Origin of the sequence: Streptomyces sp. NPDC003300 (genome assembly GCF_040610915.1) — a bacterium.
Classification (GTDB): domain Bacteria; phylum Actinomycetota; class Actinomycetes; order Streptomycetales; family Streptomycetaceae; genus Actinacidiphila.
On record NZ_JBEXNE010000006.1, the window covers coordinates 270,164 to 297,157 of the forward strand.

Annotated in this window: 24 protein-coding genes; 12 read left to right on the forward strand and 12 right to left on the reverse strand. The window is 71.1% G+C overall.

Features of this window, described 5'->3' with window-relative positions; all coding sequences use genetic code 11:
* Window positions 1-53 precede the first annotated feature (53 nt).
* Entirely contained in the window at window positions 54-887 is an 834-nt protein-coding gene (locus tag ABZX65_RS12095; protein WP_355337232.1) for a sugar phosphate isomerase/epimerase family protein, read from the forward strand.
* A 229-nt stretch (window positions 888-1,116) separates the two neighbouring features.
* Here the strand turns inward: ABZX65_RS12095 and ABZX65_RS12100 are convergent, their stop codons facing one another.
* Window positions 1,117-1,545 carry a DUF937 domain-containing protein gene (locus tag ABZX65_RS12100; RefSeq protein ID WP_355337030.1) on the reverse strand — a complete coding sequence of 143 codons (429 nt, stop codon included), beginning with the start codon at window positions 1,543-1,545 and terminating at the stop codon, window positions 1,117-1,119.
* 206 nt (window positions 1,546-1,751) lie between these two features.
* Between ABZX65_RS12100 and ABZX65_RS12105 the strand changes: the two genes are divergently transcribed.
* The 4 genes from ABZX65_RS12105 (at window position 1,752) to ABZX65_RS12120 (ending at window position 7,673) form a co-directional block, all read left to right on the forward strand.
* Entirely contained in the window at window positions 1,752-3,971 is a 2,220-nt protein-coding gene (locus ABZX65_RS12105) for an ATP-dependent RecD-like DNA helicase (protein WP_355337032.1), read from the forward strand.
* A 124-nt stretch (window positions 3,972-4,095) separates the two neighbouring features.
* Window positions 4,096-5,385 carry a citrate synthase gene (locus tag ABZX65_RS12110; RefSeq protein WP_188280320.1) on the forward strand — a complete coding sequence of 430 codons (1,290 nt, stop codon included), beginning with the start codon at window positions 4,096-4,098 and terminating at the stop codon, window positions 5,383-5,385.
* Window positions 5,386-5,810: 425 nt separating this feature from the next.
* Complete coding sequence (locus ABZX65_RS12115; protein WP_355337035.1) at window positions 5,811-6,557, forward strand: SDR family oxidoreductase; 747 nt, start codon at window positions 5,811-5,813, stop codon at window positions 6,555-6,557.
* A gap of 234 nt (window positions 6,558-6,791) precedes the next feature.
* A complete protein-coding gene (locus ABZX65_RS12120) occupies window positions 6,792-7,673 on the forward strand; it encodes a DedA family protein (protein ID WP_355337037.1) in 882 nt (293 codons plus the stop codon).
* A gap of 27 nt (window positions 7,674-7,700) precedes the next feature.
* Here ABZX65_RS12120 and ABZX65_RS12125 read toward each other — a convergent pair whose 3' ends face one another.
* Window positions 7,701-8,435: a TetR/AcrR family transcriptional regulator gene (locus tag ABZX65_RS12125; RefSeq protein WP_355337039.1), complete on the reverse strand. Its 735-nt coding sequence runs from the start codon at window positions 8,433-8,435 to the stop codon at window positions 7,701-7,703.
* Window positions 8,436-8,550: 115 nt separating this feature from the next.
* Here ABZX65_RS12125 and ABZX65_RS12130 point away from each other — a divergent pair, with 115 nt between their 5' ends.
* Window positions 8,551-10,773 (forward strand): MMPL family transporter, encoded by a 2,223-nt coding sequence (locus tag ABZX65_RS12130; protein ID WP_355337041.1) that lies wholly within the window; start codon window positions 8,551-8,553, stop codon window positions 10,771-10,773.
* A gap of 3 nt (window positions 10,774-10,776) precedes the next feature.
* On the opposite strand, the gene ABZX65_RS12135 is transcribed toward ABZX65_RS12130, so the two are convergent.
* On the reverse strand, window positions 10,777-10,980 hold the full coding sequence (locus tag ABZX65_RS12135) for a MarR family transcriptional regulator (RefSeq protein WP_188280324.1): 204 nt from the start codon (window positions 10,978-10,980) through the stop codon (window positions 10,777-10,779).
* 294 nt (window positions 10,981-11,274) lie between these two features.
* On the opposite strand from ABZX65_RS12135, the gene ABZX65_RS12140 reads away from it, so the two are divergent.
* Genes ABZX65_RS12140 through ABZX65_RS12150 form a run of 3 tightly spaced genes read left to right on the forward strand, consistent with a single transcriptional unit; the run spans window position 11,275 to window position 14,019 of the window.
* A complete protein-coding gene (locus ABZX65_RS12140) occupies window positions 11,275-11,859 on the forward strand; it encodes a sigma-70 family RNA polymerase sigma factor (protein WP_188280325.1) in 585 nt (194 codons plus the stop codon).
* Window positions 11,856-12,626: an anti-sigma factor gene (locus ABZX65_RS12145; RefSeq protein WP_355337043.1), complete on the forward strand. Its 771-nt coding sequence runs from the start codon at window positions 11,856-11,858 to the stop codon at window positions 12,624-12,626. Before ABZX65_RS12140 ends, ABZX65_RS12145 begins: the two co-directional genes overlap by 4 nt.
* Window positions 12,619-14,019, forward strand: a complete 1,401-nt coding sequence (locus tag ABZX65_RS12150) for a deoxyribodipyrimidine photo-lyase (protein ID WP_355337045.1) — start codon at window positions 12,619-12,621, stop codon at window positions 14,017-14,019. The genes ABZX65_RS12145 and ABZX65_RS12150 overlap by 8 nt, the downstream gene beginning before the upstream one ends.
* A 117-nt stretch (window positions 14,020-14,136) precedes the next feature.
* On the opposite strand, the gene ABZX65_RS12155 is transcribed toward ABZX65_RS12150, so the two are convergent.
* The 5 genes from ABZX65_RS12155 to ABZX65_RS12175 form a co-directional block, all read right to left on the reverse strand.
* Window positions 14,137-14,979, reverse strand: coding sequence for a DUF1295 domain-containing protein (locus ABZX65_RS12155; protein ID WP_355337047.1), 843 nt, complete (start codon window positions 14,977-14,979; stop codon window positions 14,137-14,139).
* Window positions 14,976-16,307, reverse strand: a complete 1,332-nt coding sequence (locus tag ABZX65_RS12160) for a cyclopropane-fatty-acyl-phospholipid synthase family protein (RefSeq protein WP_355337234.1) — start codon at window positions 16,305-16,307, stop codon at window positions 14,976-14,978. The genes ABZX65_RS12155 and ABZX65_RS12160 overlap by 4 nt, the downstream gene beginning before the upstream one ends.
* Window positions 16,308-16,360: 53 nt before the next feature.
* Window positions 16,361-17,086, reverse strand: a complete 726-nt coding sequence (locus ABZX65_RS12165) for a DUF1365 domain-containing protein (protein WP_355337236.1) — start codon at window positions 17,084-17,086, stop codon at window positions 16,361-16,363.
* 62 nt (window positions 17,087-17,148) lie between these two features.
* Window positions 17,149-18,483 (reverse strand): FAD-dependent oxidoreductase, encoded by a 1,335-nt coding sequence (locus tag ABZX65_RS12170; protein WP_355337049.1) that lies wholly within the window; start codon window positions 18,481-18,483, stop codon window positions 17,149-17,151.
* A gap of 13 nt (window positions 18,484-18,496) precedes the next feature.
* Window positions 18,497-18,667: a hypothetical protein gene (locus ABZX65_RS12175; protein WP_355337051.1), complete on the reverse strand. Its 171-nt coding sequence runs from the start codon at window positions 18,665-18,667 to the stop codon at window positions 18,497-18,499.
* 164 nt (window positions 18,668-18,831) lie between these two features.
* On the opposite strand from ABZX65_RS12175, the gene ABZX65_RS12180 reads away from it, so the two are divergent.
* On the forward strand, window positions 18,832-20,514 hold the full coding sequence (locus ABZX65_RS12180) for a sulfite oxidase (RefSeq protein WP_355337239.1): 1,683 nt from the start codon (window positions 18,832-18,834) through the stop codon (window positions 20,512-20,514).
* 181 nt (window positions 20,515-20,695) lie between these two features.
* The gene (locus ABZX65_RS12185; RefSeq protein WP_355337053.1) at window positions 20,696-21,361 is read left to right on the forward strand and encodes a fasciclin domain-containing protein; all 666 of its coding nucleotides are present in this window, start codon (window positions 20,696-20,698) and stop codon (window positions 21,359-21,361) included.
* Window positions 21,362-21,385: 24 nt separating this feature from the next.
* Here the strand turns inward: ABZX65_RS12185 and ABZX65_RS12190 are convergent, their stop codons facing one another.
* From ABZX65_RS12190 to ABZX65_RS12205, 4 genes are all read right to left on the reverse strand, one after another.
* Window positions 21,386-22,231, reverse strand: a complete 846-nt coding sequence (locus tag ABZX65_RS12190) for a class II fructose-bisphosphate aldolase (RefSeq protein WP_355337055.1) — start codon at window positions 22,229-22,231, stop codon at window positions 21,386-21,388.
* 101 nt (window positions 22,232-22,332) lie between these two features.
* Window positions 22,333-23,274, reverse strand: coding sequence for an SIS domain-containing protein (locus ABZX65_RS12195; RefSeq protein ID WP_355337057.1), 942 nt, complete (start codon window positions 23,272-23,274; stop codon window positions 22,333-22,335).
* A 395-nt stretch (window positions 23,275-23,669) separates the two neighbouring features.
* On the reverse strand, window positions 23,670-23,882 hold the full coding sequence (locus ABZX65_RS12200) for a MerR family transcriptional regulator (RefSeq protein ID WP_188280336.1): 213 nt from the start codon (window positions 23,880-23,882) through the stop codon (window positions 23,670-23,672).
* Window positions 23,879-24,454 carry a hypothetical protein gene (locus tag ABZX65_RS12205; RefSeq protein ID WP_355337059.1) on the reverse strand — a complete coding sequence of 192 codons (576 nt, stop codon included), beginning with the start codon at window positions 24,452-24,454 and terminating at the stop codon, window positions 23,879-23,881. The genes ABZX65_RS12200 and ABZX65_RS12205 overlap by 4 nt, the downstream gene beginning before the upstream one ends.
* Window positions 24,455-26,031: 1,577 nt before the next feature.
* On the opposite strand from ABZX65_RS12205, the gene fabD reads away from it, so the two are divergent.
* Complete coding sequence (fabD, locus tag ABZX65_RS12210) at window positions 26,032-26,988, forward strand: ACP S-malonyltransferase (protein ID WP_355337061.1); 957 nt, start codon at window positions 26,032-26,034, stop codon at window positions 26,986-26,988.
* The last annotated feature ends 6 nt before the right edge of the window (window positions 26,989-26,994 follow it).

Below are 26,994 nucleotides of genomic sequence, written 5' to 3' on the forward strand. Positions count from 1 at the left end.
CGCCCGACCCCGAGTCCTCCGCATCCGCCTCTCACGACGACGTGCACAGCGACGTGACCTGCGACCTCTCGCGGCTGAGCATCAACCAGGAGACCGTCAAGCAGTGGTCGCTGCCCGAGCTGGCCAAGGGGTGCGTGGCGGCCGGGATCGGCTCGGTGGGGCTGTGGCGGGCGCCGGTGCGGGAGTACGGCGTCGAGCGTGCAGCGGACCTGATGCGGGACAGCGGGCTCACCGTGACATCGCTGTGCCGCGGCGGATTCTTCACCGCGACCGACCCGGCGGAGCGGGCGACTGCGCTGGACGACAACCGCGCGGCGATCGACGAGGCGGCGACGCTGGGAACGGCCACCTTGGTGCTGGTTTCCGGCGGCCTGCCCGCGGGCGACCGCGACATCGCCGCCGCCAGGGAGCGGGTCGCCGACGCGATCGGCGAGCTGGCGCCCTACGCGGCGGAGCACGGGGTACGGCTCGCGATCGAGCCCCTGCACCCGATGTACGCCTCCGACCGGTGTGTGGTCTCCACGCTCGGCCAGGCGCTGGACATCGCCGAACGTTTCCCCGCGGACCACGTGGGTGTCGTGGTCGACACCTATCACCTGTGGTGGGACGACATGGTGCCTACGCAGATCGTCCGGGCCGGAGCGGGCGGCAGGATCGCCTCCTTCCAGGTCGCCGACTGGGTGACACCGCTGCCGGAGGGGGTGCTGCTGGGGCGGGGACAGCTCGGCGACGGCTGCGTCGACCTGCGGGGACTGCGTGAGCAGGTGGACGCGACGGGCTTTCGCGGGCCGGTCGAGGTGGAGATCTTCAACCCCGCGCTGTGGGCCAGGGACGGCGCTGAACTGGTCGCCGAGATCGCCGATCGGTACCTCCGGCACGTTCTCTGAAAAAAACTTGAGAGATTACGCATCCGTCGTACAACCCTTCCGGGGGGTCGGTGGTCTTACTGGGCATCAAGGCTCCTGGGAGGGGTTTCACGGAGCCGAGAGGGAAATGCGCCCGAGGGGGGCTTCGGGGGTAGCAGGGGGGAAACGAAAGAGGTCCGGCCTTGTGCCGGACCTCTTTCGTATCTCTGTGCGGACGCTGTGACCGCCGGGGCGGCTCGCCGCGTCCGCCTCACTTCGCCCGGCGGGCCCGCTTGGCCAGCACCGTCGCCACCACGGGAATGAGCGTCTCCAGCGCCCCCGTGACCGCCGCCACCGGAAGACCCGTCCGCTTCGACACCGCGCGGGCCGTCGGCGCGGTCGCCTTGCGCAGCACCGTGGTGAGCAGACCGCCGCCCACGCCCGTGCCGAGCCCCGCGAAACCGGCGACCCCGGTGAGCGGCTCCGGTTCCGAGGCGGCCTGCTCCAGCGCCTGGCTCAACTCCGCGGTCCCGCCCGGTGTCACCGCCTCGTCCGTGACCACACCGGTCAGCGAACCGACCGAGGCGCCCACGACCTGCCGAGCCGCGTCCGTGTCCGTGCCGAGCCGATCGGCCATCTCCTGAAGCCGCTCGTCACCCAGCTCGGTCAGGACTTCGTCCTGCAGCGGTCGGTCGCTCATGTGCCGCACGCTACGCGGGCGCGCGAGCGGCGGCCCCTGGAGTTCGGCCGAACGCGTGAAGGGCCGCAGCCGGGTGGCCCGAGCGGCGTTGTCCACAGGGGGAGTTGCCGCCGGAGAGTTATCCACAGGGCGGCAACGGGGTGTCCGAGCCAACCGGTACCTTCGGAACAGATCACCAACCGGAGGGCCGGGAAGGGAGGCCGGGCATGGGCGAGTCGGGGCTGGCCGTGCTGGACGGCGTCCTGGAACGGATCACGTACGCCAACGAGGACACCGGGTACACGGTCGCGCGGGTGGACACCGGCCGTGGCTCGGGGGATCTGCTCACGGTCGTCGGCGCGCTGCTGGGGGCGCAGCCGGGGGAGTCGCTGCGGATGCACGGCCGCTGGGGCTCGCATCCGCAGTACGGCAAGCAGTTCAGTGTCGAGAACTACACGACGGTGCTGCCGGCCACGATCCAGGGGATACGCCGCTACCTGGGATCGGGGCTGATCAAGGGCATCGGGCCGAGGATCGCGGAGCGGATCGTCGACCACTTCGGCACCGGCACGCTGGAGATCATCGAGGGCGAGCCGAAGCGGCTGATCGAGGTGCCGGGGCTTGGCCCCAAGCGCACCAAGCTGATCGCCGCCGCGTGGGAGGAGCAGAAGGCGATCAAGGAGGTGATGGTCTTCCTCCAGGGAGTGGGGGTGTCCACTTCCATCGCCGTGCGGATCTACAAGGGCTACGGGGACGCGTCGATCTCCGTGGTGAAGAACCAGCCGTACCGGCTGGCCGCCGAGGTCTGGGGGATCGGCTTCCTGACCGCGGACCGGATCGCGCAGGCGGTCGGGATACCCCACGACAGCCCGGAGCGGGTCAAGGCGGGATTGCAGTACGCCCTGTCGCAGGCCACTGACGGCGGCAACTGCTATCTGCCCGAGGAACGGCTGATCGCGGAATCGGTGAAGCTGCTCCAGGTCGACACGGGGCTGGTGATCGACTGCCTGGGCGAGCTGGCCGAGGAGGAGGGCGTCGTCCGGGAGAGCGTGCCCTCGCCGGACGGGAACGAGGAACAGGTGAAGGCCGTCTACCTGGTCCCCTTCCACCGGGCCGAGATATCGCTCGCCGCCCAGTTGCTGCGGCTGCTGCGCGGACCGGAGGACCGGCTGCCCGCCTTCCGGGACGTGGAGTGGGACAAGGCGCTGGCCTGGCTGGCGACCAGGACGGGGGCCGATCTCGCACCGGAACAGCAGGAGGCGGTACGGCTGGCGCTGACCGAGAAGGTCGCGGTGCTCACCGGCGGTCCCGGCTGCGGCAAGTCGTTCACCGTGCGCTCGGTGGTGGAGCTGGCGCGCGCGAAGAAGGCCAAGGTGGTGCTGGCCGCCCCGACCGGCCGCGCCGCCAAGCGGCTGGCCGAGCTGACCGGCGCCGAGGCCTCGACCGTGCACCGGCTGCTGGAGCTGAAGCCGGGCGGCGACGCGGCGTACGACAAGGACCGGCCGCTGGACGCGGATCTGGTGGTGGTCGACGAGGCGTCGATGCTCGACCTGCTGCTGGCGAACAAGCTGGTGAAGGCGGTGCCGCCGGGCGCGCACCTGCTGTTCGTCGGCGATGTGGACCAGTTGCCGAGCGTCGGCGCGGGTGAGGTGCTGCGTGACCTGCTCGCGGCGGACGGCCCCGTGCCCGCCGTGCGGCTCACACGTATCTTCCGGCAGGCCCAGCAGTCCGGGGTGGTGACCAACGCGCACCGGATCAACTCCGGTGTCCCGCCGCTCACTCAGGGCCTGCCCGACTTCTTCCTCTTCGCCGAGGAGGACTCGGAGGAGGTGGCCAGGCTGACCGTGGACGTGGTGGCCCGCCGCATCCCGGCCCGCTTCGGGCTCGACCCGCGCCGGGACGTCCAGGTGCTCGCGCCGATGCACCGGGGTCCCGCGGGCGCGGGCGTGCTCAACGGACTGCTCCAGCAGGCCGTCACCCCGGCGCGGCCCGACCTGCCCGAGCGCCGGTTCGGCGGCCGGACCTTCCGGGTCGGCGACAAGGTCACGCAGATCAGGAACAACTACGACAAGGGCGCGAACGGCGTCTTCAACGGCACGGTCGGCGTGGTCACCGGGCTGGACACCGTCGAGCAGCGCCTCACCGTGCACACCGACGAGGACGAGGAGATCCCGTACGACTTCGACGAGCTGGACGAGCTGGCCCACGCGTATGCGGTGACGATCCACCGCTCGCAGGGCAGTGAGTATCCGGCCGTGGTGATCCCTGTCACCACCAGTGCCTGGATGATGCTGCAGCGCAATCTGCTCTACACCGCTGTGACCAGGGCGAAGCGGCTCGTCGTGCTGGTCGGATCGCGTCGCGCCATCGGTCAGGCGGTGCGGACGGTGTCGGCGGGAAAGCGCTTCACGGCTCTCGACCACCGGCTGTCCAGGGGCGCAAAATAGGCACTGAGTGCCACCTTTCGGCCCGATGGCCGACCCCGAGTGCACACGCCAGTGCCAAATGGGGGACAGTGGACCTCGTCAGGGCACCTCGAAGAAGAGGCAACACCGTCGGTGAGGGAATGACGTGAGCGACAAGTCTGTAGTACTGCGGTATGGGGACGGCGAGTACAGCTACCCGGTGGTTGACAGCACCGTCGGTGACAACGGCTTCGACATCGGCAAGCTGCGCGCCGACACCGGGCTGGTCACCCTGGACAGCGGTTACGGCAACACTGCGGCCTACAAGTCCGCGATCACCTTCCTCGATGGTGAGGAAGGCATCCTGCGCTACCGCGGTTACCCGATCGAGCAGCTCGCCGAGCGCGGAAGCTTCCTGGAGACCGCCTACCTGCTGATCAACGGCGAACTGCCGACGGTCGACGAGCTGGCCGAGTTCAAGGGCGAGATCACCCAGCACACCCTTTTGCACGAGGACGTCAAACGGTTCTACGACGGCTTCCCCCGTGACGCCCACCCGATGGCGATGCTGTCGTCCGTGGTGAGCGCGCTGTCGACCTTCTACCAGGACAGCCACAACCCGTTCGATCCCGAGCAGCGCCACCTCTCCACGATCCGGCTGCTCGCCAAGCTGCCGACCATCGCGGCGTACGCGTACAAGAAGTCCGTCGGTCAGCCGGTGGTCTACCCGCGCAACGACCTCGGCTATGTCGAGAACTTCCTGCGCATGACGTTCTCCGTGCCGGCCGAGGAGTACGAGCTCGACCCGGTCGTGGTCAGCGCCCTCGACAAGCTCTTCATCCTGCACGCCGACCACGAGCAGAACTGTTCGACGTCGACGGTCCGGCTGGTCGGCTCCTCGCAGGCGAACCAGTTCGCCTCGATCTCGGCCGGTATCAGCGCGCTGTGGGGCCCCCTGCACGGTGGCGCCAACCAGTCGGTGCTGGAGATGCTGGAAGGCATCCAGGCCGACGGCGGCGACGTGGACGCCTTCATCCGCAAGGTGAAGAACAAGGAAGACGGTGTGAAGCTCATGGGCTTCGGACACCGCGTCTACAAGAACTTCGACCCCCGGGCGAAGATCATCAAGTCGGCCGCGCACGACGTCCTGTCGGCGCTCGGCAAGTCCGACGAGCTTCTGGACATCGCGCTCAAGCTCGAAGAGCACGCGCTCGGCGACGACTACTTCGTCTCGCGCAAGCTGTACCCGAACGTGGACTTCTACACCGGCCTGATCTACCGGGCCATGGGCTTCCCGACCAGCATGTTCACCGTGCTGTTCGCCATCGGGCGGCTGCCCGGCTGGATCGCCCAGTGGCACGAGATGATCAAGGAGCCCGGCTCCCGCATCGGCCGTCCGCGGCAGATCTACACGGGCGTCGAGATCCGCGACTACGTGCCCGTCGAGGGCCGCTGAACCACGGGCTGAGCCTGGCCCCACCACGCATGAAGAAGCGCCCCGCGCTGGATCCCCCCACGGGTCCGGCACGGGGCGCTCCCGTTCCCGGAACGGATCCCCCCACGGGTCCGACCGGGCGTCTTTCGGCGGCTGCGCCGTGCCGGGACGACTGCGGCCCGGGAGGGCCGCTCAAAGCTCCCCGGACATCGCCCCGGCGACGCATTCCCGGGCCGTCCCCCAAGACAGCCCGTTCCGCAGCCCCCCACCGGCTCCGCCGGGAGCGCGGTGCTCAAGACATAAGACCCACGAACCACCGTAATGGTTACGTTCCAAGCCCTGTGATCTACGTCTCTTCGAATGGGGGCGTTTTCGCAGGCTACCCCGCTCGCGGGCGGTATGGGGCGATCCCGTAGCGTGCTGTCTCCTCATGAGGGGCGGAGTACATGGCACAGAACGGGACAGCGGGCCGCAGCGTCGTCGTGACCGGCGGGGGTACGGGCATCGGTCGGGCGATCTCGATCCGCTTCGCCGAGGAGGGCCACCACGTCACGATCGTCGGCCGTCGCCGTGAGGTCCTGCACGCCACCGCGGAGGAGCTGCGCCGGGAACGCGGGCTGGACGTCACCCCGGTCGCCTGCGACCTGGCCGACCCCGACGACGTCGAGGCGGCGCTCCGGCACCTGCCCGAGCAGGTCGACGTCCTGGTGAACAACGCGGGCAGCCGGGAACTGGCGATCGGCGCGGGCCCGCACGGGGTGCTCGCCCGCTGGCGAGGCGACTTCGAGCGCAATGTGCTGACCGCGGTGCTGCTGACCGAATCGCTGCGGGACCGCTTCACCGACAGCGGCCGGGTGGTCACGGTCACCTCGGTGGCCGCGCTGCGCGGCGGCGGCTCCTACGGGGCCTCCAAGGCCGCCCTGCACGCCTGGAACCACTCGCTGGCCGCCCAGCTCGGCCCGCAGGGCGTCACATGCAACATCGTGGCGCCCGGCACCGTGGCGGGCACCGAATTCTTCGGTTCGCGGCTCAATGACGCCGAGCTGACCCGGCGGGCCGGGCGCACGCTCGTGGGCCGCGTCGGCCACCCCGCCGACGTGGCGGCGGCCGTGCTCTTCCTCGCGTCCCCCGAGGCCGGCTTCATCACCGGCGAGATCCTTCAGTGCAACGGCGGCGAACTGCTCGGCCGCTGACTCGCTGACTCGGTGACCCGGTGACCCGGTGACCCGGAGGTCCAGTGCGCCGGGAGCATTCCGCGTTCCGTGACAGGCGCGCCCGTACTCCCTGAGGAGTAGCCCGACTGGACCCTCAGGATGAATTCTCCTGGGAGCCCCCGAGGAATCCCCTGATCCACGGGAAACCCCCTTGCCCCGTCCCACCGGCCGCTGTCAGTTTTGAAGCCCGGGGGCGGGAAGAGGGGCGGTGGAATGGACGTTGCACTGAACGTGTCGTCACTGGACTTCACCTCGGGTCTCGCTGAGTACCTGCGAGGTGGACACGTCTTCTGGGCATACGCGGTACTGGCCCTCACCACGGCCCCGCCACTCGTGCCCAACTCCGTGCTGCTCGTGACCGGCGGAGTGATGGCGGCCGAGGGACGGCTGGACATCGCCCTCGTGCTGCTGGTGGTGGCGGGCAGTGCGGTCCTCGGCGACATGCTGATCCACCGCACCGGCCGGGCGCTCAGCGGCCGTGTCCTGGCCCGCATGGAGCGCAACGAACGCCGGGCGGCGCTGCTCAGATGGGCCGCCCTGCGGATACAGCGACACGGTGTGCCCTTTGTGATCGGCGTGCGCTTTCTGCCCAGCGGCCGAGTGATAGGCGGTCTCGCGGCGGGTGTCGTGCGCTATCCCGCCCGGCGTTACGCGGTGGGCGCGGGTGTCGCGGAGGCCGTCTGGGCCAGCTATTCCGTCGGAGCCGGTTATTTCAGCGGCAAAGCCGCTTCCAACTCGTTCTTCGCCCTCTGCCTGGGGCTCGGTATATCGATGCTCGTCGCCGGTATCGGCACATTGGTGCAGTGGGTCTCGCGAGCGCGTGAGCGCCGCGATCCACGCCTGGTGGGGGAGCGCGAGGCGCCCCGGCCTCCCTCGATGGTGGTACGGGCGTCCTTCGCGGGTGACGCGGTGGCCGTACCGGGACCCTCCGGCGGTGGTGGTACGGGACCGGCCGGTGGCCTGCCCGCGGGACCAGGGGCAGCGGCCACCACCACGTCGACATCCGTCACAGGCGCCACTGTCGCGCGCACAAGTCCGCCACCGGGCAAGGACCGGGGCGGATTTCCCTGTTTCTCGGCCGGCCGCGGCAAGTAGCCGTCGGCCGCGTCCCCGGACCCGGAGTCAGCGCGCGGCGGCGGTGTCCGTGCTGTCTTCTGGGCTCCTGTCCGGGGCGGCGCCCTTGTCCGGGGCGGCGGCTGCGGCGGGGGCGGCGGCCGTGTCCGGGGCGGTGACCGCCCCGGTGCCCAGGTAGGGCGCCAGATAGCGGTAGAGCATCCCCTTCATCTCCCGCGCGTACGCGTCCCGTTCCTCGCCCTCGTGCTGGACGACGAGGTCGAGTCCTGCCTTGAACATCGCGAAGGACATCTGCGCTACAAGCGTGCGTTCCGCTGTGGACAGCGACGGCTGACGGACGCCGAGCAGTTCGGTGAGGCGCGCGAGCAGTGACGCGTGCAGCTCGTCGTGGCCCTCGGCGACCTTGCCGGGAGTGTCCGGGCCCTTGATCAGGGCGAGGAAGGCCGGGTTGGCGCAGTTGAACTCGATGAAGGGGCCGGCGACGGCGTCGATCATCTCGTCCAGCGGCAGCAGGGCGTTCTCGACGGTGAAGACCCGGCCGTGGGTGGCTTCCATCTCCTTGGCGAGCTGGCTGCCCAGCTCGACGGCGATGGCCTCCTTGTTCGGGAAGAACTGGTAGAGCGTGCCCGGCGACACCCCTGCCTCGCGGGCGATCGCGTTGGTGCTGGACGCCGTGTAGCCCAGCGCGCAGAACACGCTGGCGGCGGCCTGGAGGAGCTGTGTGACACGCCGCTCGCCGCGGGCCTGCCGACGGCGCGGCTGCCGCTCTTCCGCCTCGGACACGGTGACTCCCCAGGGGTATTGACAAACACGAGCGGTCACTCGCATTCTTGAAACGCGAGCGACAGTTCGCATTTGCGATTCTACGTCGCACTACGGGGAGAGGACACCTTTTGTCATGGCTGATGTCAACCACGACTCCGAGGTCGGGGGCTGGACGCGGGCCGTCACGGCCCGGCCCAGGCTGACGCTGCTGCTCGCCCTCCTCTTCACCGCGCTCGCGGTCGTCGCCGGGCGAGGCGTGGCCGACCGGCTGGCCAGCGGCGGCTGGGAAGCGCCCGACTCCGAGTCCTCGTACGCGACCGCGGCGCTCGCCGACCACTTCCCCGCCTCCCAGCCCAATCTGGTCCTGCTGGTCGACGCCAAGGGCGCGGGAGTCGACAGCCCCTCCGTTGCCGCGCAGGGGCAGGAGCTGGCCCGCAAGCTCGCCGCCGATCCGGCCGTCACCGGCGTCACCTCCTACTGGGGCACCCACGCGCCGGTGCTGCGCGCCAAGGACGACGGCTCGGCGATGATCACCGCCCGGCTCAAGGGCGACGACGACGCGGTGGCCACCGCCGTCAAACGGATCGCCCCCGCCTACCGCGGGGAGCACGGACCGGTCCACGTGAGCGTCGGCGGCTCTGCCGCCGTCCGGCACGAATTGCAGAGCACCATCCAGGACGACCTGGTCAAGGCCGAGATGATCGCCCTGCCCGTCACCCTGATACTGCTCGTCATGGTCTTCGGCAGCGCCATCGCCGCACTACTGCCCCTGGGCGTCGGCATCATCGCGATCCTCGGCACCAACGCGGTGCTGCGCGCCATCACCTCGTTCACCGACGTCTCGGTCTTCGCGCAGAATCTCACCACCGCGCTCGGCCTCGGCCTCGCGATTGACTACGCCCTGTTCATCGTCCGCAGATTCCGCGAAGAGCTGGCGACCGGACTCACCCCGCGCGCGGCGGTCGGAGTGACCCTGCGCACCGCGGGCCGCACCGTCCTCTTCTCGGCCCTGACCGTCGCCGCCTCGCTCGCCGCGATGCTCGTCTTCCCGCAGTACTTCCTGCGCTCCTTCGCCTACGCGGGGATCGCCGTGGTGCTGCTGGCCGCCGCCGCGGCGCTGATCGCGCTGCCCGCCTGCCTGGTCCTGCTCGGAGACCGGGTCAACGCGCTGGATCTGCGCAAGGCACTGCGCCGCAGGCCCGCGAGCGACCCCGGCGCGGGATACGCCGCCTTCGCCCGGCTGGTGATGCGCAGGGCGCCGCTCTTCGCGATCGGCGCGGTCGCGGGCCTGCTGCTGCTCGGACTGCCCTTCCTCCAGGTGCGCTTCGGCGCCGCGGACGACCGGCAGTTGCCCTCAGCGGCCGAGTCCCATGTGGTGCAGCAGCACATCCGCCAGGAGTTCCCCGGCAGTCCCGACGGCGCCATCACGGTGCTGGCCGAAGGCGCCGACCGGTCCCAACTGGCCGGATACGAGAAGCGGGTGGCCGCCCTGCCCGGCGTTGTCCGGGTCGAGGGGCCGGTCGTTGCCCGGGACTCAGGCGCCGCCTACATGACGGTGCTGTCCACGAGCGAGGCGGTGGACGCCGGCACCCAGCACCTGGTCGGCGCGATCCGCGCCGTGCCCACGGACTTCAAAGCCTCGGTGACCGGCCAGGCCGCCGTCCTGGTGGACACCAAGGACACCATCGGCCAACGGCTGCCATGGGCGGCCGGGATCATCGCCCTGGTCACCTTGCTGCTGGTCTTCCTGCTCACCGGCAGCGTGATCATCCCGCTCCAGGCGGTGCTGCTCAACGCGCTGAGCCTCACCGCGATGTTCGGCGCGGTGGTGTGGGTCTTCCAGGACGGTCATCTGTCCGGACTGCTGGGCTTCACAGCCACCGGCAGCATCGAGACGACCCTGCCGGTGCTGATGTTCTGCGTGGCCTTCGGACTCTCCATGGACTACGGGGTGTTCCTGCTCTCACGGATCAAGGAGGAGTACGACCGCAGCGGCGACCACCAGGCGTCCATCGAGTTCGGGCTCAAGCGGACCGGCGGACTGATCACGGCGGCGGCGGTGATCCTGGCCGTGGTGATGGTCGCGATCGGCACGTCGCGGGTGGCCAACACCAAGATGCTGGGGCTCGGCATCGCGCTCGCGGTGCTCATGGACGCGATGGTGGTCCGCACCCTGCTGGTGCCCGCGGTGATGCGGCTGACCGGGCGGGCCACCTGGTGGGCGCCGCCGGTGCTGCGCCGCTTCCACGACCGGTTCGGCATATCGGAGGGCGGCGGCCAGGAGGCGGCGGAGGGCACGAAGGCCCCGCACTCCTCGCGGGAGCGGCGGGACCCCGAGCCGGCCACGCGGAACTGAGGCTCAGTCCGGATCCCGGCGGCCGCGGTTTCCCGGCCGCCGGGCACTCCAGGCCCTGACGGTATCGGCGTACCAGAAGGGCTTGCCGCCCTCGACGACATCGGGCGGCGGGAGATGCCCGTGCTTCCGGTAGGAGCGGACGGTGTCGACCTGTACGCGGATGTGCGCGGCGATCTCGGCGTACGACCACAGGGTCCGGTCGGTCATCCCAGGTACCTCCGTACGGCGGGGCTGCTGTTGATCAGCACCTTCGTCCGGCCAACGACAGGTGAGCGTCACCGCATGGGCTTGTTGATCTTCTGTGACACGGAACCCGCGTAACGGTGACAAATGTGGCGAACGGGTAACGACCGCGCAGGTCGTCCGGACCGTGGCGGTGAAAGGGGGCACGATGGCGGGCTGAGACCGGAGGAAATCCGCGAGCGGGCAATCCGCCCACCCCTCGGCTCCGAATACCGGTCGGAGACTTGCGCGGGTGAGTCGGGACGGGATGGATCGCAGATGAGGGAAGCCGTACGGCTGGACGGCGTCGCAGGCGCCGGCCCCGACCTCCAGGAGCTGCTGGTCGCGGTCGCCCGCGGCGACGAGGCGGCGTTCGCCAGGGTCTACGACGCGGTGGCCGGGCCCGTGCTGGGGCTGGTGCGCTCGGTGCTGCGCGACCCCGCGCAGTCGGAGGAGGTCGCCCAGGAGGTGCTGGTCGAGGTCTGGCAGACCGCGACCCGCTTCCAGGCATCCCGTGGCAGCGCCATGACCTGGGTGATGACGCTGGCCCACCGTCGTGCGGTGGACCGGGTGCGTTCCGCGCAGGCGTCCTCCGACCGGGAGCACAAGGCCGCGCTGCTTGAGCACACCCCCGCCTTCGACGAGGTCGCGGAACAGGTCGAGTCACGGCTGGAGCGCGAGCAGGTGCGACGCTGTATGCGGACGCTCACCGAATTGCAGCGCCAGTCGGTGACGCTCGCCTACTACCAGGGATTCACCTACCGGGAGGTCGCCGAGTTGCTCGCGGCTCCGCTGGGGACCGTCAAGACCCGACTGCGGGACGGACTCATCCGCCTGCGCGACTGCTTGGGAGTGAGCGCATGACGACCGCCGATCTGCATACCCTCACCGGTGCGTACGCGGTGCACGCGCTGCCCGACGGTGAGCGGGAGGAATTCGAACGGCACATCGCCGACTGCTCGGCCTGTGCGCAGGAGGTCCGCGAGCTATCCGCGACGGCCACCCGGCTGGCGCTGGCCGCCTCGGTCGTGCCGCCGCCGCACATGCGTGAGCAGGTGCTGCGCCGGGTCGCCGCCGTGCGGCAGGAGCCGCCGGTCGTCACGCGGCAGGAGCGGCGCGGTCTCGCCGGATGGGTGGCCGGGGCGCGGCGGCTGCCGCGTTACGCGCTGGCCGCGTGCATGGCGGGAGTGGTAGGGCTCGGCGGGGTGGCCGTCTGGCAGCACCAGGCCGCCGACGACGCGAGGCAGCGGGCGAATCAGGCCGAGCAGCGGGCGGGCGAGCTCTCCCAGGTGCTCTCGGCGCCCGACGCGGCGAGCACCACACGGAAGCTCAGCACCGGCACGACCGCGACCGTGGTGGTCTCCCGGAGCCTGGGCAAGGCCGCTTTCCTGGCCGCCGGTATGCCGACGCCGGCGGCCGGGAAGACGTACGAGCTGTGGTTCGACGACGGCGGGAAGATGCGGCCGGCGGGTCTGATGGACCCGTCAGCCACCGACCAGGCCGTGGTGCTGGAGGGGCGGATCGACAACGCCTCCGGGGTGGGCGTGACGGTCGAACCGGCCGGCGGCTCGCAGCAGCCGACGAGTGCCCCGCTGGCGCTGGTGACGTTCCCGGCGGCGGCCCGTGCCTGAGACGTCGCGGACCGGGTCGTCCATCGCGCTGTTCACCGCGGACTTGCGGTTGCACGACAATCCTGTGCTGGCCGCGGCGGTGGCGGCGGCCGGGAGCGTGGTCCCGCTGTTCGTGGTGGACGAGGGCATCGCGCGAGCCGGATTCGCGGTGCCGAACAGGGCGGCGTTCCTCGCCGACTGCCTGGCCGACCTGGACGCGGGCCTGCGGGCCCGCGGCGGGCGGCTGGTCGTGCGGCGCGGCGACGTCGTCGAGGAGGTCGTCCGGGCCGCCGGCGACAGCGGGGCGCGGCAGGTGCACATCGCGGCCGGGGTGAGCGGTTACGCCCTGCGCCGTGAGGACCGGCTGCGCAAGGCCCTGGCGGAGGCGGGCTGCGAGGTGGTGGTGCACGAGGCCGTGGTCACCGCGGCCCCGCCCGGCGCCGTCACCCCCGTGGGCCGCGACCACTTCGCCGTGTTCACACCGTACTTCCGGCGCTGGGGCGCCGAGCCCCAGCGCCGCGTGCTGGACGCGCCGCGCAAGGTCACCGTGCCCGAGGACGTGAAGTCCGCCGCGCTGCCCTCCGCCGCCGAGCTGACCGGGCCGGGCGGCGGGCAGCCGTCGCCGGGCCTGCCGCCCGGCGGGGAGACGGCGGGTCGCAAGCTGGCGGGCAGTTGGTGGCGTTCGGGCCTGGAGGGTTACGCGGACCAGCACGACGACCTGGCGGGCGACGCGACCTCCCGGCTCTCGCCGTATCTGCACTTCGGGTGCGTGTCCGCGACCGAACTCGTCCACCGGGCGCGGTCGGTGAGCGGCCGGGGCGCGGAGGCGTTCATCCGGCAGCTCGCCTGGCGCGACTTCCACCATCAGGTGCTCGCCGCGCGGCCGGACGCGGCGCACCGCGACTACCGTTCCCGGCACGACCGTTGGCGCACCGCCCCCGAGGAGGTCACCGCCTGGCGCGAGGGCCGCACCGGCTACCCCATCGTGGACGCCGCGATGCGCCAACTGCTGCACGAGGGCTGGATGCACAACAGGGGCAGGCTGCTCGTGGCGAGCTTCCTGACCAAGACGCTGTACGTGGACTGGCGGATCGGCGCCCGGCACTTCCTGGACCTGCTGGTCGACGGCGACATCCCCAACAACCAGCTCAACTGGCAGTGGTCGGCGGGCACCGGCACCGACACCCGGCCCAACCGGGTGCTCAACCCGCTGCTCCAGGCGGCCCGTTTCGATCCGGACGGCGACTATGTGCGGCGCTGGGTTCCGGAACTGGCCGAGCTGGAGGGGGCGGCGGTGCACCAGCCGTGGAAGCTGTCGGGTCCGGAACGGAAGCGGTTCGACTACCCGGACCCGATCGTGGCCCTGAGCGAGGGGCACGCCCGCTTCTCGCGGGCCCGCGGCCTGGACGACTGACCGCGAACCCGCGAACCCGCGAACCGACCGAGCCACCGAGCCCACCGAAACCACCGAACCGAGCGGAGCCGACCCACTCACCACGACCGGTGCCCCCAGCGGCCCGGCTGCCGCCGACTACGCCCGCCCGTCAACACCGCCCTTTCGCGGCGGCCACGGGAAGAAACCACTCGTCCGGCCGACGTATTCGGCGTAGCCGGGCCGCTGCGCCATGTGCCGTTCCAGCAGCGGCTTCCCGCTGCCCCGCAGCAGCAGGAAGCTGATGGTCAGCGGGCCGAGCACGGCCAGTACGACGGCGCCCGCCGCCGACGACCAGCGGGCGCCGTCGCACGCCAGCACGTACAGCCCCCACCAGACGCAGAAGTCGCCGAAGTAGTTGGGGTGCCGGGTCCAGCCCCACAGGCCGCGGTCCATCACCTGACCGCGGTGCGCGGGATCGGCCTTGAAGCGGGCGAGCTGGTGGTCGCCGACCGCCTCGAAGACCAGCCCGACCAGGCACAGCGCCGCGCCGACCGCCGCCGCCGGGCCGACGGACCCCGGCAGATAGCAGGCGACCTGCACCGGCAGCGACACCACGCACACCAGCAGACCCTGGAGCAGGTAGACGATCCGGAAGGCGTACCCGTTGCGGCGGTCGGCCGGGACCTTGGACAGCATCTTCTCGTACCGCGGATCCTCGCCGTGGCCACGGCCGCGCCAGGCGATGTGCCCGGCCAGCCGCAGCCCCCACACCACGGTCAGGACCAGGACCAGCAGCCGCCGCCCGTCGTCACCGTGCCCCGAGGACAACCCGTACGACACGACGGCGACCGCCGCGAAGGCGGCGCCCCACGCCACGTCGACCACCCGGTGCATGCCCTTGGCCACCGCGACCGCGAAGGTCACCAGCATCACGGCGAGCGCCGCGCCTGCCGCCGCCGCGAGATTCACGCAGAATGCGCCCCACGGAAAGCCGTTCACCGGCCTGCCGCCGAGTCTTCCGCGTGCACGGCACCAGTCGGCCCCGATTCCCCGGTGGCCCCCGCCGCCCCCTCCAGCACGAACTGCCGCACATCCAGGTACCCGGACCGGAAACCGGCCTCCGAGTAGGCCAGGTAGAACGTCCACAGCCGCCGGAAGACCGCGTCGAAGCCGAGCGCCGCCACCTCGTCCGCGCACCGCGCGAACCGCTCGCGCCACAGCCGCAGCGTCTCCGCGTAGTGCGGTCCGAACGCCTCGGCGCTGACGATCCGCAGCCCGGTGGCCTCGCCGCTCACCTCGGAGATGGCCTCGGCGGAGGGGATCATGCCGCCGGGGAAGACGTACTTGTGGATCCAGGTGAAGGTGGGAAGGCTCACCAGCATCCGGTCGTGCGGCATGGTGATCGCCTGGAGCGCGATCCGGCCGCCGGGCGCGAGCCGCCGCTCCAGGGTGCGGAAATACTCCGGCCAGAACTCGTGGCCGACCGCCTCGATCATCTCGACGCTGACCACCGCGTCGTACTCGCCCTCGACCTCGCGGTAGTCGCGCAGCAGCACCTCGACACGGTCCTGGAGCCCGGCGGCGCGGACCCGTTCCAGCGCCAGTTCACGCTGCTCGCGCGAGAGCGTCACGCTCACCACACGGGCGCCGCGCGATGCCGCGCGCACCGCCAGCTCGCCCCAGCCGGTGCCGATCTCCAGCAGCCGGGTGCCGGGACCGACCCCGGCCGCGTCCAGCAGCAGGTCGATCTTGCGGTGCTGGGCGGCGGGCAGCAGGTGCTCGTCGGCAGGGAAGCCGCGGAAGACCGCGGAGGAGTACGTCATCGTCTCGTCGAGGAAGAGCGAGAAGAGGTCGTTGGACAGGTCGTAGTGCCGGTGGATGTTGTCGCGCGCGCCCTCGCGGGTGTTGCGCTGCGCCTCCGGCCGCCGCCTGGCCCACGCACCGCGCAGCCGTTGCAGGGACGGCGGTACGAGGGTGGCGACGTTGTCGGCGAAGACCGTGAGCACACCGGTCAGGTCGTCCGCGTCCCACTCCCCGGCCATGTACGACTCGCCGAAGCCGATCAGGCCCTCGGCGCCGATCCGGCGGAAGAAGGACCGCGGGTCGTGCACCCGCATCAGCGGGCCGCCGAGCCCCAGCGTGCGGGCGCCCTCGCCCGCGTCGTCGCCGTCCGGGCCCGCCAGCCGCACCCGCAGCGGCAGCCGCTCCAGCGCCCTGCGGACGAGGAAGGCCGCGACGGCCGCGCGCGCGGCCGAACAGCGGGGCGCCGCCGCGACGTCCGGCCAGCGCTCGGCGTCGACCGCCGCGCGCACCCTGGACGTCGACACGGGCGAGACGGCGGCCCCGGCAGTCACCGGGGCGGCCGGAGTGGATGACACGGTCACCGCATTCCCTCCTGAACGTGATGGCTTGGCCGCGGCCGTACGGGCAGGCCGCGCAGATACAGCAGAACACCGTGGAATCTGATCCCCGCGGAGACGAGGAGCGTCGACCACGGATGGCGTACAGCGGCCCGGAGCAGTCCGGCCGTGGTGGCCGGGCGGCGGTCGCCGCTCACGGTCGCGGTGAAGGGGCGTTTTCCGTCCAGTTCCAGATGGACCGTCACGGAAAGGCGGTTTCCCGGCTCCGGCACTCGCATGCGGTAGTCGCCCTCCACCGGGAAGAACGGGGAGACGTACAGCTCCTTGGCGGTCGAGGCACGGCCCTCGGCGTCCGGCGCCAGCAGATAGCAGTGCCGCTCGCCATAGGTGTTGTGGACCTCCGCGACCACATGGCGGGGCGTGCCGTCACGCGCGTGGCACCAGTACAGGGTCAGCGGGTTGAAGACATGGCCGAGGACACGGGCGTGCGTGAGCATCAGCACGCGGCCGTCCGCGGGGGCCGCCCCCTGCGCGGCGAGGAACCGGTCGAGCCCCGCCCTGACCGTGGGCGCCGTACCGCCGAAGTGGTCCCGCGCCCGGAAACCGGCCAGCGGGCGCAGCGGCAGCGGCAGTCGGGGCATGTGGTCCACGTCGACCAGCCACATATAGGTGCGCATACGGAAGGAGTGCCGCACGGGGCGGTTACGGGCATGGGCGATCCGACAGTCGTACAGCGAAGGCGCCACCGCCTGCGGCTTCGCTTCCACTTTCGCCGGGTCGTGCGCCGTCCCGTCATGCACCGGAGCCGTCATGACCACTCCACCCCCAGCGCGCGCGCCGCCGCCACCCCGGAGGCGCAGCCGTCCTCGTGGAAACCCCAGCCGTGGTAGGCGCCCGCGTAGGCGACCACCGGCCCGTTCAGTTCGGGCAACCGTCGCTGCGCGGCCACCGACTCCGGCGTGTACTGCGGGTGTTCGTACGCCATCCGGTCCCGTACGGCGGAGGGGTCGACCCGGTCGGCGCCGTTGAGCGTCACCACATACGTGTCGGCGCCGTCCAGCCGCTGGAGCCGGTTCATGTCGTAGCTGACCAGGACGGCGTCGGCGTCCGAGGCGCAGGACGGCATCAGGTAGTTCCACGACGCGCGGGCGCCGGACGCGCGCGGCAGCACGCCGGTGTCGGTGTGCAGCAGCGCGGGATTGACGGTGTACGGGATCGCGCCCAGCACCTCGCGCTCGGCCGCGGTGGGCTCGGCGAGCAGGCTCAGCGCCTGGTGCGGGTGGACGGCGACGACCACCGCGTCGTAGCGCTCGGTGGTGCCGTCCTCGACGGTGACCTCGGCGCCGCCGGGGACGCGGCGCAGCGCGGTCACCCGGCTGGAGGTGTGCACGGCGGACACCTCCTTGCCCACCCGCTCGACGTACGTACGGGAGCCGCCGGTGATCGTGCGCCAGGCGGGGGAGTCGCCGACGCTGAGCAGGCCGTGGTGGTCGAGGAAGCGGAAGAGGTAGCGGGCCGGGAAGTCCAGCGCGGTCGCGGGGGAGCAGGACCAGACGGCGGAGACCAGCGGGGTCATGAAGTGCTGGACGAAGTAGGGGGAGTAGCGGCCGTCGGCGAGGAATTCCCGCAGCGTGCGGTCGGTGGCGGCAGCGCGCGCACCCGTATCCGTATCCGAGCCCGTATCCGCGGAAGAACCCGAACCCGCTGCGCCGCTCTCCGCGAGCAGCCGCCGCGCCCCGCGGTGGAAGGCCGTGACCTCGGTCAGCATCCGCAGATAGCGGCCCCGCAGCGCGTTGCGCGGCTGCGCGAAGAGCCCGCGCGGCCCGCGGGCCCCGGCGTACTCCAGGCCGCAGCCCTCGCACCGCACCGACATGCTCATCTCGGACTCCTGCGTGGCGACGTCCAGCTCGCGCAGCAGCCGCAGCAGATGCGGATAGGTGCGGGCGTTGTGCACGATGAAGCCGGTGTCGACGCTCAGGGACCGGCCGTCGGGGTCGGCCACGTCGTGGGTGTCCGCGTGCCCGCCGAGCCGGTCGTCCGCCTCGTACAGGGACACGTCACTCGCGCGGTGCAGCACATGGGCGGCGGTAAGGCCCGCCACTCCGCTGCCTATCACCGCGATCCGACGTCGTTCGGCCGTCATGCGATCCCCTCGGTCAGTGCTCGATGTCCGGTGACACCCCGTGGTGCCCGGTGGCGCCCCGTGCCCGGTCGGTGTCCGGCGCGGCCGGAACGGCGACCGGCACCGGTGCGCCCTCACTGATCATTCGTGGCCGCCGCCGCCGCGGATTGGTGCGGGAGCGGAACGTTCCGGCGGTGATCTTCACGGTCCCCACCTGCGGCGGAACCCGTCGGTCCGGGGGACGCGGAATCCCGCACCAATCCGCCGGGCGAGTGGCCACGAATGCGGGATGTGACCGACCAGGAGACCATCAGCCCCGGCAGTGCGCTGGAGCCTCATCAGCCACATGGCCCGAGCGCCGCCGGCCGGCTGCTGAGGGTCGTACTCGGCGCGCTGAGCGGCCTGTTGGCCGCTGCCGCGTCGCTCGGTTTCGCCGAACTCGTCGCCGTGGCCGCCCGTCCCGAGGCCAGTCCGGTGACGGCGGTCGGCGGCGCGGTCATCGACCGCACACCGGTGTCCCTGAAGGACTACGCGGTACGGAACTTCGGCACCAACGACAAACTGGTGCTGCAACTGGGCATCGTCGCGATCCTGGCCCTCTTCGCCTTCGTGCTCGGCGTGTTCGCGCTGCGCTTCCGGCGCACGGGCTGCGCGGGCGTGCTGGCCTTCGGCGTCATCGGGGCGGTCGCCGCCTGGAGCCGTCCCGACCACCACCGGCTGGACGCGCTGCCGTCGATCGTCGGCGCGCTGCTCGGAGCGGCGGCGCTGTGGCTGCTGACGCAACGGCTCACGCTCCGCGCCGCACCGGCCGCGCGCGTGCCGGAACAGGCCGCCGCGCCGGAGACACCGACCGCTCCGTCCGCCGTGGAGCGCACCGTGGAGGACGACGAGGACACCGCCGAAACCCCTCTGCCGCGGACGGAAACGCCCGCCCCGGAGGCCGGGCCCACCTCCCGCCCCGCGTTCGACCGCCGCGGCTTCGTGCTGGCCGCTGCCGCCACGGCTGCCGCGTCCGCGGGTGCGGGAGCCCTGGGCCGTACCCTCAACAACCGCCGCGGCGCCGTCGCGGTGGCCTCACGGAAGGCCATCGCGCTGCCCGCCCCCGCCTCCCGCGCCGCGGCCGTCCCGCGCGGGGCGGACCTGGGAATCCCCGGCCTGAGCGCGTTCACCACGCCGAACGCGAAGTTCTACCGCGTCGACACCGCGCTGGTCGTGCCGAAGATCGACGCCACCACCTGGCGGCTGCGCATCCACGGCATGGGCGTGGGCAAGGAGTTGACGCTCTCCTACGACGACCTGCTGCGCCGTGACCTGATCGAGCGGGACATCACGCTGACCTGCGTGTCCAACCAGGTCGGCGGACCGTACGTCGGCAACGCCCGCTGGATCGGCGTCCGGCTGGCCGATCTGCTGCGCGAGGCGGGGGTACGGCCCCCGTCGCGCGGTGGCACGGCGGACCAGCTGGTGGCGCACTCGGTGGACGGCATGGCCATCGGCTCACCGGTGGAGACCGTGCTCGACGGCCGCGACGCGATGCTCGCGCTCGGCATGAACGGCGAGCCGCTGCCCTTCGCCCACGGCTTCCCCGTCCGCATGCTGGTGCCCGGCCTGTACGGCTATGTGTCGGCCTGCAAGTGGCTGCGCGAACTCGAACTGACCACCTTCGACTCCTACGACGCCTACTGGGTCAAACGCAGCTGGTCGCGCGAGGCGCCGATCAAGACCGAGTCGCGGATCGACACCCCGAAACCGTTCGCCAGTCCCAAGGCGGGCCGGGTGCCGGTGGCCGGGGTGGCGTGGGCGCAGCACCGGGGCATCGACCGGGTGCAGGTACGGGTCGACGGCGGCCGGTGGCAGACCGCCCGGCTCGCGGACGAGGACAGCACCGACACCTGGCGGCAGTGGCTGTGGGAGTGGGACGCCACGCCCGGCAGTCACACGCTGGAGGTCCGCGCGACGGACCGTGACGGCTACACGCAGACCGACCACCGCGTCGGCACCGTCCCGAACGGCGCGACCGGCTGGCACTCGGTGGTGGTCAGCGTCGACTGACCCGTCGGCGCGCCGACCATCCGACGACCTGTTCGCCTTCGAGCGGCCCGCCGCCCCCCCGGGCTATCCGCCCCCCCCGGGCCATCCGCCCCCCTGACCATCCGCCGCCCCAACTCCCCGCCACAGACGACTTTTCCGCACGCACATGTCGCATGAACCGCACATATAGAGGAGAAAAACCATGTTCAACCTCCGCGCCCGCCGCATCGCCGTCGTCGTGACGGCCGCCGCCGTCCTGCCGCTGGCCCTCAGCGCCTGTTCGAGCGACGACAACAAGAAGGACGACTCGGCGGCGGCGAGCCCGTCCACCTCGGCGAGCGATCCGGCGATGGCGCCCACCAGCGACGCGCCGAGTGACGCCTCGACGAAGGACGGGCCCTTCGGCCCCGGCTGCGCCACCGTGCCCAAGAACGGCGCGGGCAGCTTCGACGGCATGTCCAAGGACCCGGTGGCGACCGCCGCCTCGCACAACCCGGCGCTGTCGACGCTGGTCGCCGCCGTCCAGAAGGCCGGTCTCGTCGACACCCTGAACAACGCCCAGAACATCACCGTCTTCGCGCCGACCAACGACGCCTTCGCGAAGATCCCGAAGGCCGACCTCGACAAGGTCCTCGCCGACAAGGCGATGCTCACCAAGATCCTCACCTACCACGTGGTCGGCGAGCCGGTGAAGGCGCCCGAGGGCCTGTCCAAGGGCACCTACACCACGCTGGAGAAGGGCACCCTGACGACCTCGGGCTCCGGCGAGGCGTACAAGGTCAACGACACCGCGAACGTGGTCTGCGGCAACGTCACCACCGCCAACGCCACCGTGCAGATCATCGACACGGTGCTGATGCCCAAGTAGCCGTTGGGGACCAGGCGTTACGGATCACTCCGGACGGCCCGCGACGACGCGCAGCAGGTGTTCCGCCACGGCGGACATCGCGTCGCGGGCCGGCCGCAGATAGCGCCGCGGGTCGACGACGGCCGGGTCCGCCGCCAGGTGCTCCCGTACCGCCCCGGTGAAGGCGATGTTCAGCGCCGTGCCGATGTTGACCTTCACCATCCCGGCGGCGACGGCCCGCCGCAGCTCGTCGTCCGGCACACCGGACGAGCCGTGCAGCACCAGCGGTACGGGTACGGCCGTGCGCAGCGCGGCTATGAGTTCGTGGTCGAGGCGCGCGGAGCGGTCGGTCATCGCGTGCGAGCTGCCGACCGCGACGGCGAGCGCGTCCACCCCGGTCGCGGCGGTGAAGGCGGCGGCCTCGGCGGGGTCGGTCCGCACGCCGGGCGCGTGCGCGCCGTCCTTGCCCCCGACCTCGCCCAGCTCGGCCTCGACCCAGGCGCCCTGGCCGTGCGCCCACTCCACCATCCGCGCGGTGGCCCGCAGATTCTCCTCGTACGGCAGCTTCGACGCGTCGAACATCACCGAGGACGCCCCGGCCGCCACGCCCGCCCGCAGCAACTCCTCGCTCTCCACGTGGTCCAGGTGCAGGGCGACCGGCACCGCCGCGCCCCGCGCGACCGCCGCCGCCCCCGCCAGCACCGGCTCGACCCGGCCGCCGTGGAAGGCCACCGCGTTCTCGCTGATCTGGAGGATCACCGGCAGCCCGGCGGCCTGCGCGGCGGAGGTGATCGCCTCCGCGTGCTCCAGCGTGATCACATTGAACGCGGCGACCCCGTGGCCCGCGGCCCGGGCTGCGGTGACGAGTTCTGCGGTGGCGACGGCAGGCATGGGATTCCTCGGGGTACGTACGGCGGTGCCGGTTTCACGGGTGCGGGCGGGGGTACGGGCGGCGGTCCGCCGAACAGCGGAGCGCCGTGCGGGGGTTGGCGTCAGGCCAGGACGACGGAACGCGTCAGGTTGCGCGGCCGGTCCGGGTCGTACCCCTTGTTCTCCGCGATGGCCACCGCGAGCCGCTGGACCCGCACCAGGTCGGCCAGCGGGTCGAGCACGGGCGCGCCCGTACCGCCGACCGCGCTCGTACCGCCGTCGGCGGGCGCGGCGGAACCGGCCTCGAGGAGGCCGCCCACGCCCGCGACGTTGTCCGCCAGGCCCTCGGGCAGGGCGCCGAAGGCCCACACCACGCGGCCGGGGCCGGTGATGCTGATCGGGCCGTGCCGGTACTCCATCGCCGGGTAGCTCTCGGTCCAGGCGCCCGCGGCCTCGCGCATCTTCAGCGCGGCCTCCTGCGCCAGGCCGTAGGTCCAGCCGGTGCCGAGGAAGGTGAACTGCTCGGCGGCCGTGACGGTGGTGGGCAGTTCCTGGGCGAGCGCCAGCCGCGCGTCGGCGACGGCCGCGGTCAGGTCGTGGCCGAGGTGGGCGCGCAGCAGCGCGAGCGCGGTGGTGGCGAACCGGGTCTGCACCACCGACTGTTCGTCGGCGAAGTCCAGCACCACGACCTCGTCGGCGGCCTCCATCACCGGCGTGTGCGGGTCGGCGGTGATCGCCGTGACCGCGACGCCCGCCGTACGCAGTCGCTCGCTCGCCCGCAGCACCTCGGTGGTGGTGCCGGAGCGGGTGATCGTCAGCACACGGTCGTAGCCGCGGCCGAACGGGAACTCCGAGGCCGCGAAGGCGTCGGTCTCGCCGTGGCCGCCCTGTTCGCGCAGCGCGGCGTAGGACTGGGCCATGAACCAGGAGGTGCCGCAGCCGATCACCGCCACCCGCTCGCCGTCGCGCGGCAGCTTTCCGGCCTCGGCGGGAGCGAGATCGGCCGCCCGCTGCCAGCACTCGGGCTGGGAGGCGGTCTCGGTGGTGGTGAGGGACGCGGACATCGGGGCTCCTCGTGCGGTGTGCGAGATACGGCGTGCGAGATGCGACGCGCGGTGCGGATGCGCGATCCTGCTCGAAACGAGCAGCTATCGAGCATAAATGTACACAGAGGAGAGGGCTGGCGGAAGGTCCCGGACTGCGCTAAGGGCGCACGCGGGCGGCGCGCCCCCTGTCCGGCGGCCGAATGAGGCGCGCGTCACACTTCCCGCACCGGATGTCACATCCCGTCGCGCGGTCCGGCTCTCTGGTACGAGGGCGTGAACGGCGGCCGGACCCGACGAAGGCCGAACGGTGAGAACGAGAAGAACGAGGAGGAAACCCTGCCCGAGAGAAAGCTCCGCACGACAGGCAGGGCTCTTCGTCCTCTGTCAATTGCTTTACGCGAGGCCCGAAGTGCTCACGTGGATTCCTTCAGAGCCGCCGCTTCCGTTTTCGCGGCCACACGTTCGAGTAGCTCGTCGAGATCGTATTGCGCGCGTCCGGGACTGCCGTAGCGGGTGATCTTGCCGCGGCTGGCCCATTTCCTGATCGTCGCCTCGGAGACTCCGGCGGCGAGTGCGGCGAGTTGAGTCGGAACAAGCCGACTTCTATTGCGCGGTGGCGGATTCATGCGGCGTCCTCCGGGCGCTGGGATTGTGCTGCCGCTCCCGCAGTGCCGCGCGCGAACTGCCGCGTCTGCTGAATCTGCCGGGATAGCAGAAGCCATTGGTGGGGCTGCCAACTGTGTCCTGCGGTACAGCTCACTTCTCGGGTGCGCCGGCCGTCGGGCGACGACGGCGCCGTGGTCATCGCCGCGCTGCAACCGGAATGGATGCATTGGCCGAGATCCATGCGCAACGCGGGCTGCGTGTAGGCGGACCGGCGCGCGCGGTGCGTTATCTCGGAGATCTCCTCCGCGAAGTCCGCGGCGGTCGGGTGCGCGAGCAGCCAGTTGAGGTGGACGACGAGGAAGTCGGCCATCTCCTCCGGCTGCCTGCGGACCGGCTTGCGGACGGCGCGCTCCTCGGCGACCATCGCCGCCCACGAGGCCAGGAACCCGACGATGCCGGACCGGGCGGTGATCGCCGCCTCGTCCAGCCGTATTCCGGTCGACTGCCTGCTGCCGCTGACCCGTTGGAGAGTCGGGTTGCGGCGCGGATGGAGCACCGACTCGCAGTCGTCGTAGATCTCCGGCAGCTCCATCAGATTCGCCTTGAGATCGTGGTAGCACGAGGTGCACAGACGCAGCCCCGGGGCCGCTGTGCGGCGCGGTCGCGACCCGTGCGGCACGTTGCCGCATTTTTGGCCCACACATGGAGATGAATTCATTTGGTCACCCGTTGGTCATGATGTCGGAAGGTGGCTGTCGCAGTGCGAACTCGTCGATCGACTCGATGACCGAGGGGAGTGCGCCCTGTTCAGGACATGCCGAAAGTCGTCGTCGGTGCAGGTGAGCGACGTCCCGTCGGAACATGGCCGTGCATCGGCTGCCTCCGACGGAATGGCGCACCGTCAGCGGCGACCGCTGGATCCGGAACCTGTCGACGTACTCCAGGCGCGAGGGAACTACTCAGTGGAACGCCTGGACCATCTCAACGCAGTGCTGAACGCAGTGCAGAACGGTCGGCGAGGGCCGGGCCGACCGGATATACCGCGAGCAGCGGTGCTCGCGGGCTCCACAGACCAGTGGGGCCCATGGGGCACGCCGGATCATGGAGGTGTGCGTCGTGAGTGGATCGCACCGGTACGGGATGATGTGGGGCGCGCGTGTGCCGTGGCGTCGCCTAAGCGGGACGTCATCGTCCGTGCCACGCGGGACGGGGCCCGCCGCGCCGCCGAATCAACGGCCGAATCGACCGTCGAGTCGCCGGAGCGTGCGCGGACCTGGCCGGCCTCCGCGTCCGAGCAGTGGCTCGGGCGGAGACGGATGACGGTGCCCTGGGCCGTGCCCGGGACCGTTCGTAAAGCTGGATCCCCGCCGGTCGCCCGAGGGTGACCTGGAGAAACGCTCCCGTGGCGCCATGAGGTGACCGGCTCATCCACCGTGCCTGAAGCACCCCGGCACGAGACCGAGGTTACCGGCGATCGGAAACGCCGTGGTGGCCGTGATGAGTCCAGTTGGGCCTGTCGCGTTAAATCCGTGTTCATAACGATCCGGAACCCCCGCTCCCGAGTCATGTACGGCTTACAGCATACGGATGTTCGCGTTTGGCAGGCGACGATACAGGCAAACGCAGGAGCCGTCCACACCTGATCTACCTGCGACGATCACGCTCCACGCGGCCCTGACCGGCGGCTCATTGACGAGAATGCCGCCTCGTAAAATGTGACTACACGCTAGCGTGACGCCGTCGTGAACCCGCGAACAATCACCATCTGACAGCGCGTCAGGCTCCATGGTCATTCGGGTCCGGAGTGTTCCGAAATGCTCGATGTTGAGGCGATGCTATGAGGATCATCGGACTTCATCGGTGTCACGCAAATTCGAGGGGCACTGCAACCATCTTTCCCGACTGCATAGTCCCGACCCGTCGATGAACTGCGCAAACAGCCCGCTGACCAAGTGAAGTTGACATCGGCGGCAAGAGACTGTCACGATACTTCCGGCGGCCGAGGTATGCCCGGATCCGGGCAGCAGTGAGACCCCGGACGCCGCAATCACACTCAGATCACCGAGCCCCGCGTGCGCTGTGCAGCCGCGGGGCTTCGTCATGGGCGGCCACGCCGTCACCGACCGCCCGCCACCGGCACCGCGAAAGGCCGAAAGGAGCCTGCGGCGCATGGACAGGATCGGTTTTGTCTTCCCCGGCCAGGGTTCGCAGAAGGTGGGAATGGGGCTCGACCTCGCCGGAGAGCATCCGGATCTGGTCGGCCCCTACTACCGCACCGCGGACGAGATTCTCGGCCTTCCACTGTCCCGGCTGTGCTGGGAGGGACCCGCCGAGGTCCTCCGGGACACCTCGATCACCCAGCCCGCGATCTTCCTGACCAGCCTGTGCACCTGGCAGAGCCTGCGTCCGCGCGGTCTCGCCCCCGACATCGTCGCGGGCCACAGCCTCGGCGAATACACCGCGCTGGTCGCCGCGGGCGTCCTCGAATGGACCGACGCCCTCCGACTCGTACGGCTGCGCGGCCAGTTGATGGCCGCGGTCAACGCACGCGTGCCCGGCGCCATGGCGGCCGTACTCGGCCTGCCGCTCGAGGACGTCGAGGCCATCTGCGCACAGGCCGCCACCGGCACCGGCCAGATCGTCGAGATCGCCAACGACAACGAACCGGCGCAGGCGGTCGTCTCGGGCCAGGCCGAAGCCGTCCAATGGGTGATGGCCGCCGCCAAGGACGCCGGCGCGCGCCGGGCGGTCCCCCTCGAAGTCGGCGCGCCTTTCCATTGCAGTCTCATGAGCGAGATCGAGGACGAATTCGCGGCGGCCCTGGACGCGGTGGAATTCCGCGATCCGGTGGTCGAGACGATCTCGTCCGTCACCGCGGCGCCGGTCACCACCGCCGCCGAGGCGCGTACCGCGCTCAAACGCCAGCTCACCGGCCGGGTCCGCTGGACCGAAACCGTGGCCGGAATGTCGGAGGCGGGCGTGGACCGCTTCATCGAGATCGGACCCGGAAAGGTACTCGGCGGCCTGTGCCGCCGGATCGCCCCGGCAGCACGGGTGTTCGCGACATTCGATTCACGGCAGTGTGCCTCGACTCTCGATGCGCTCGCATTCGCGGCCGGAGGTTGACCGGAG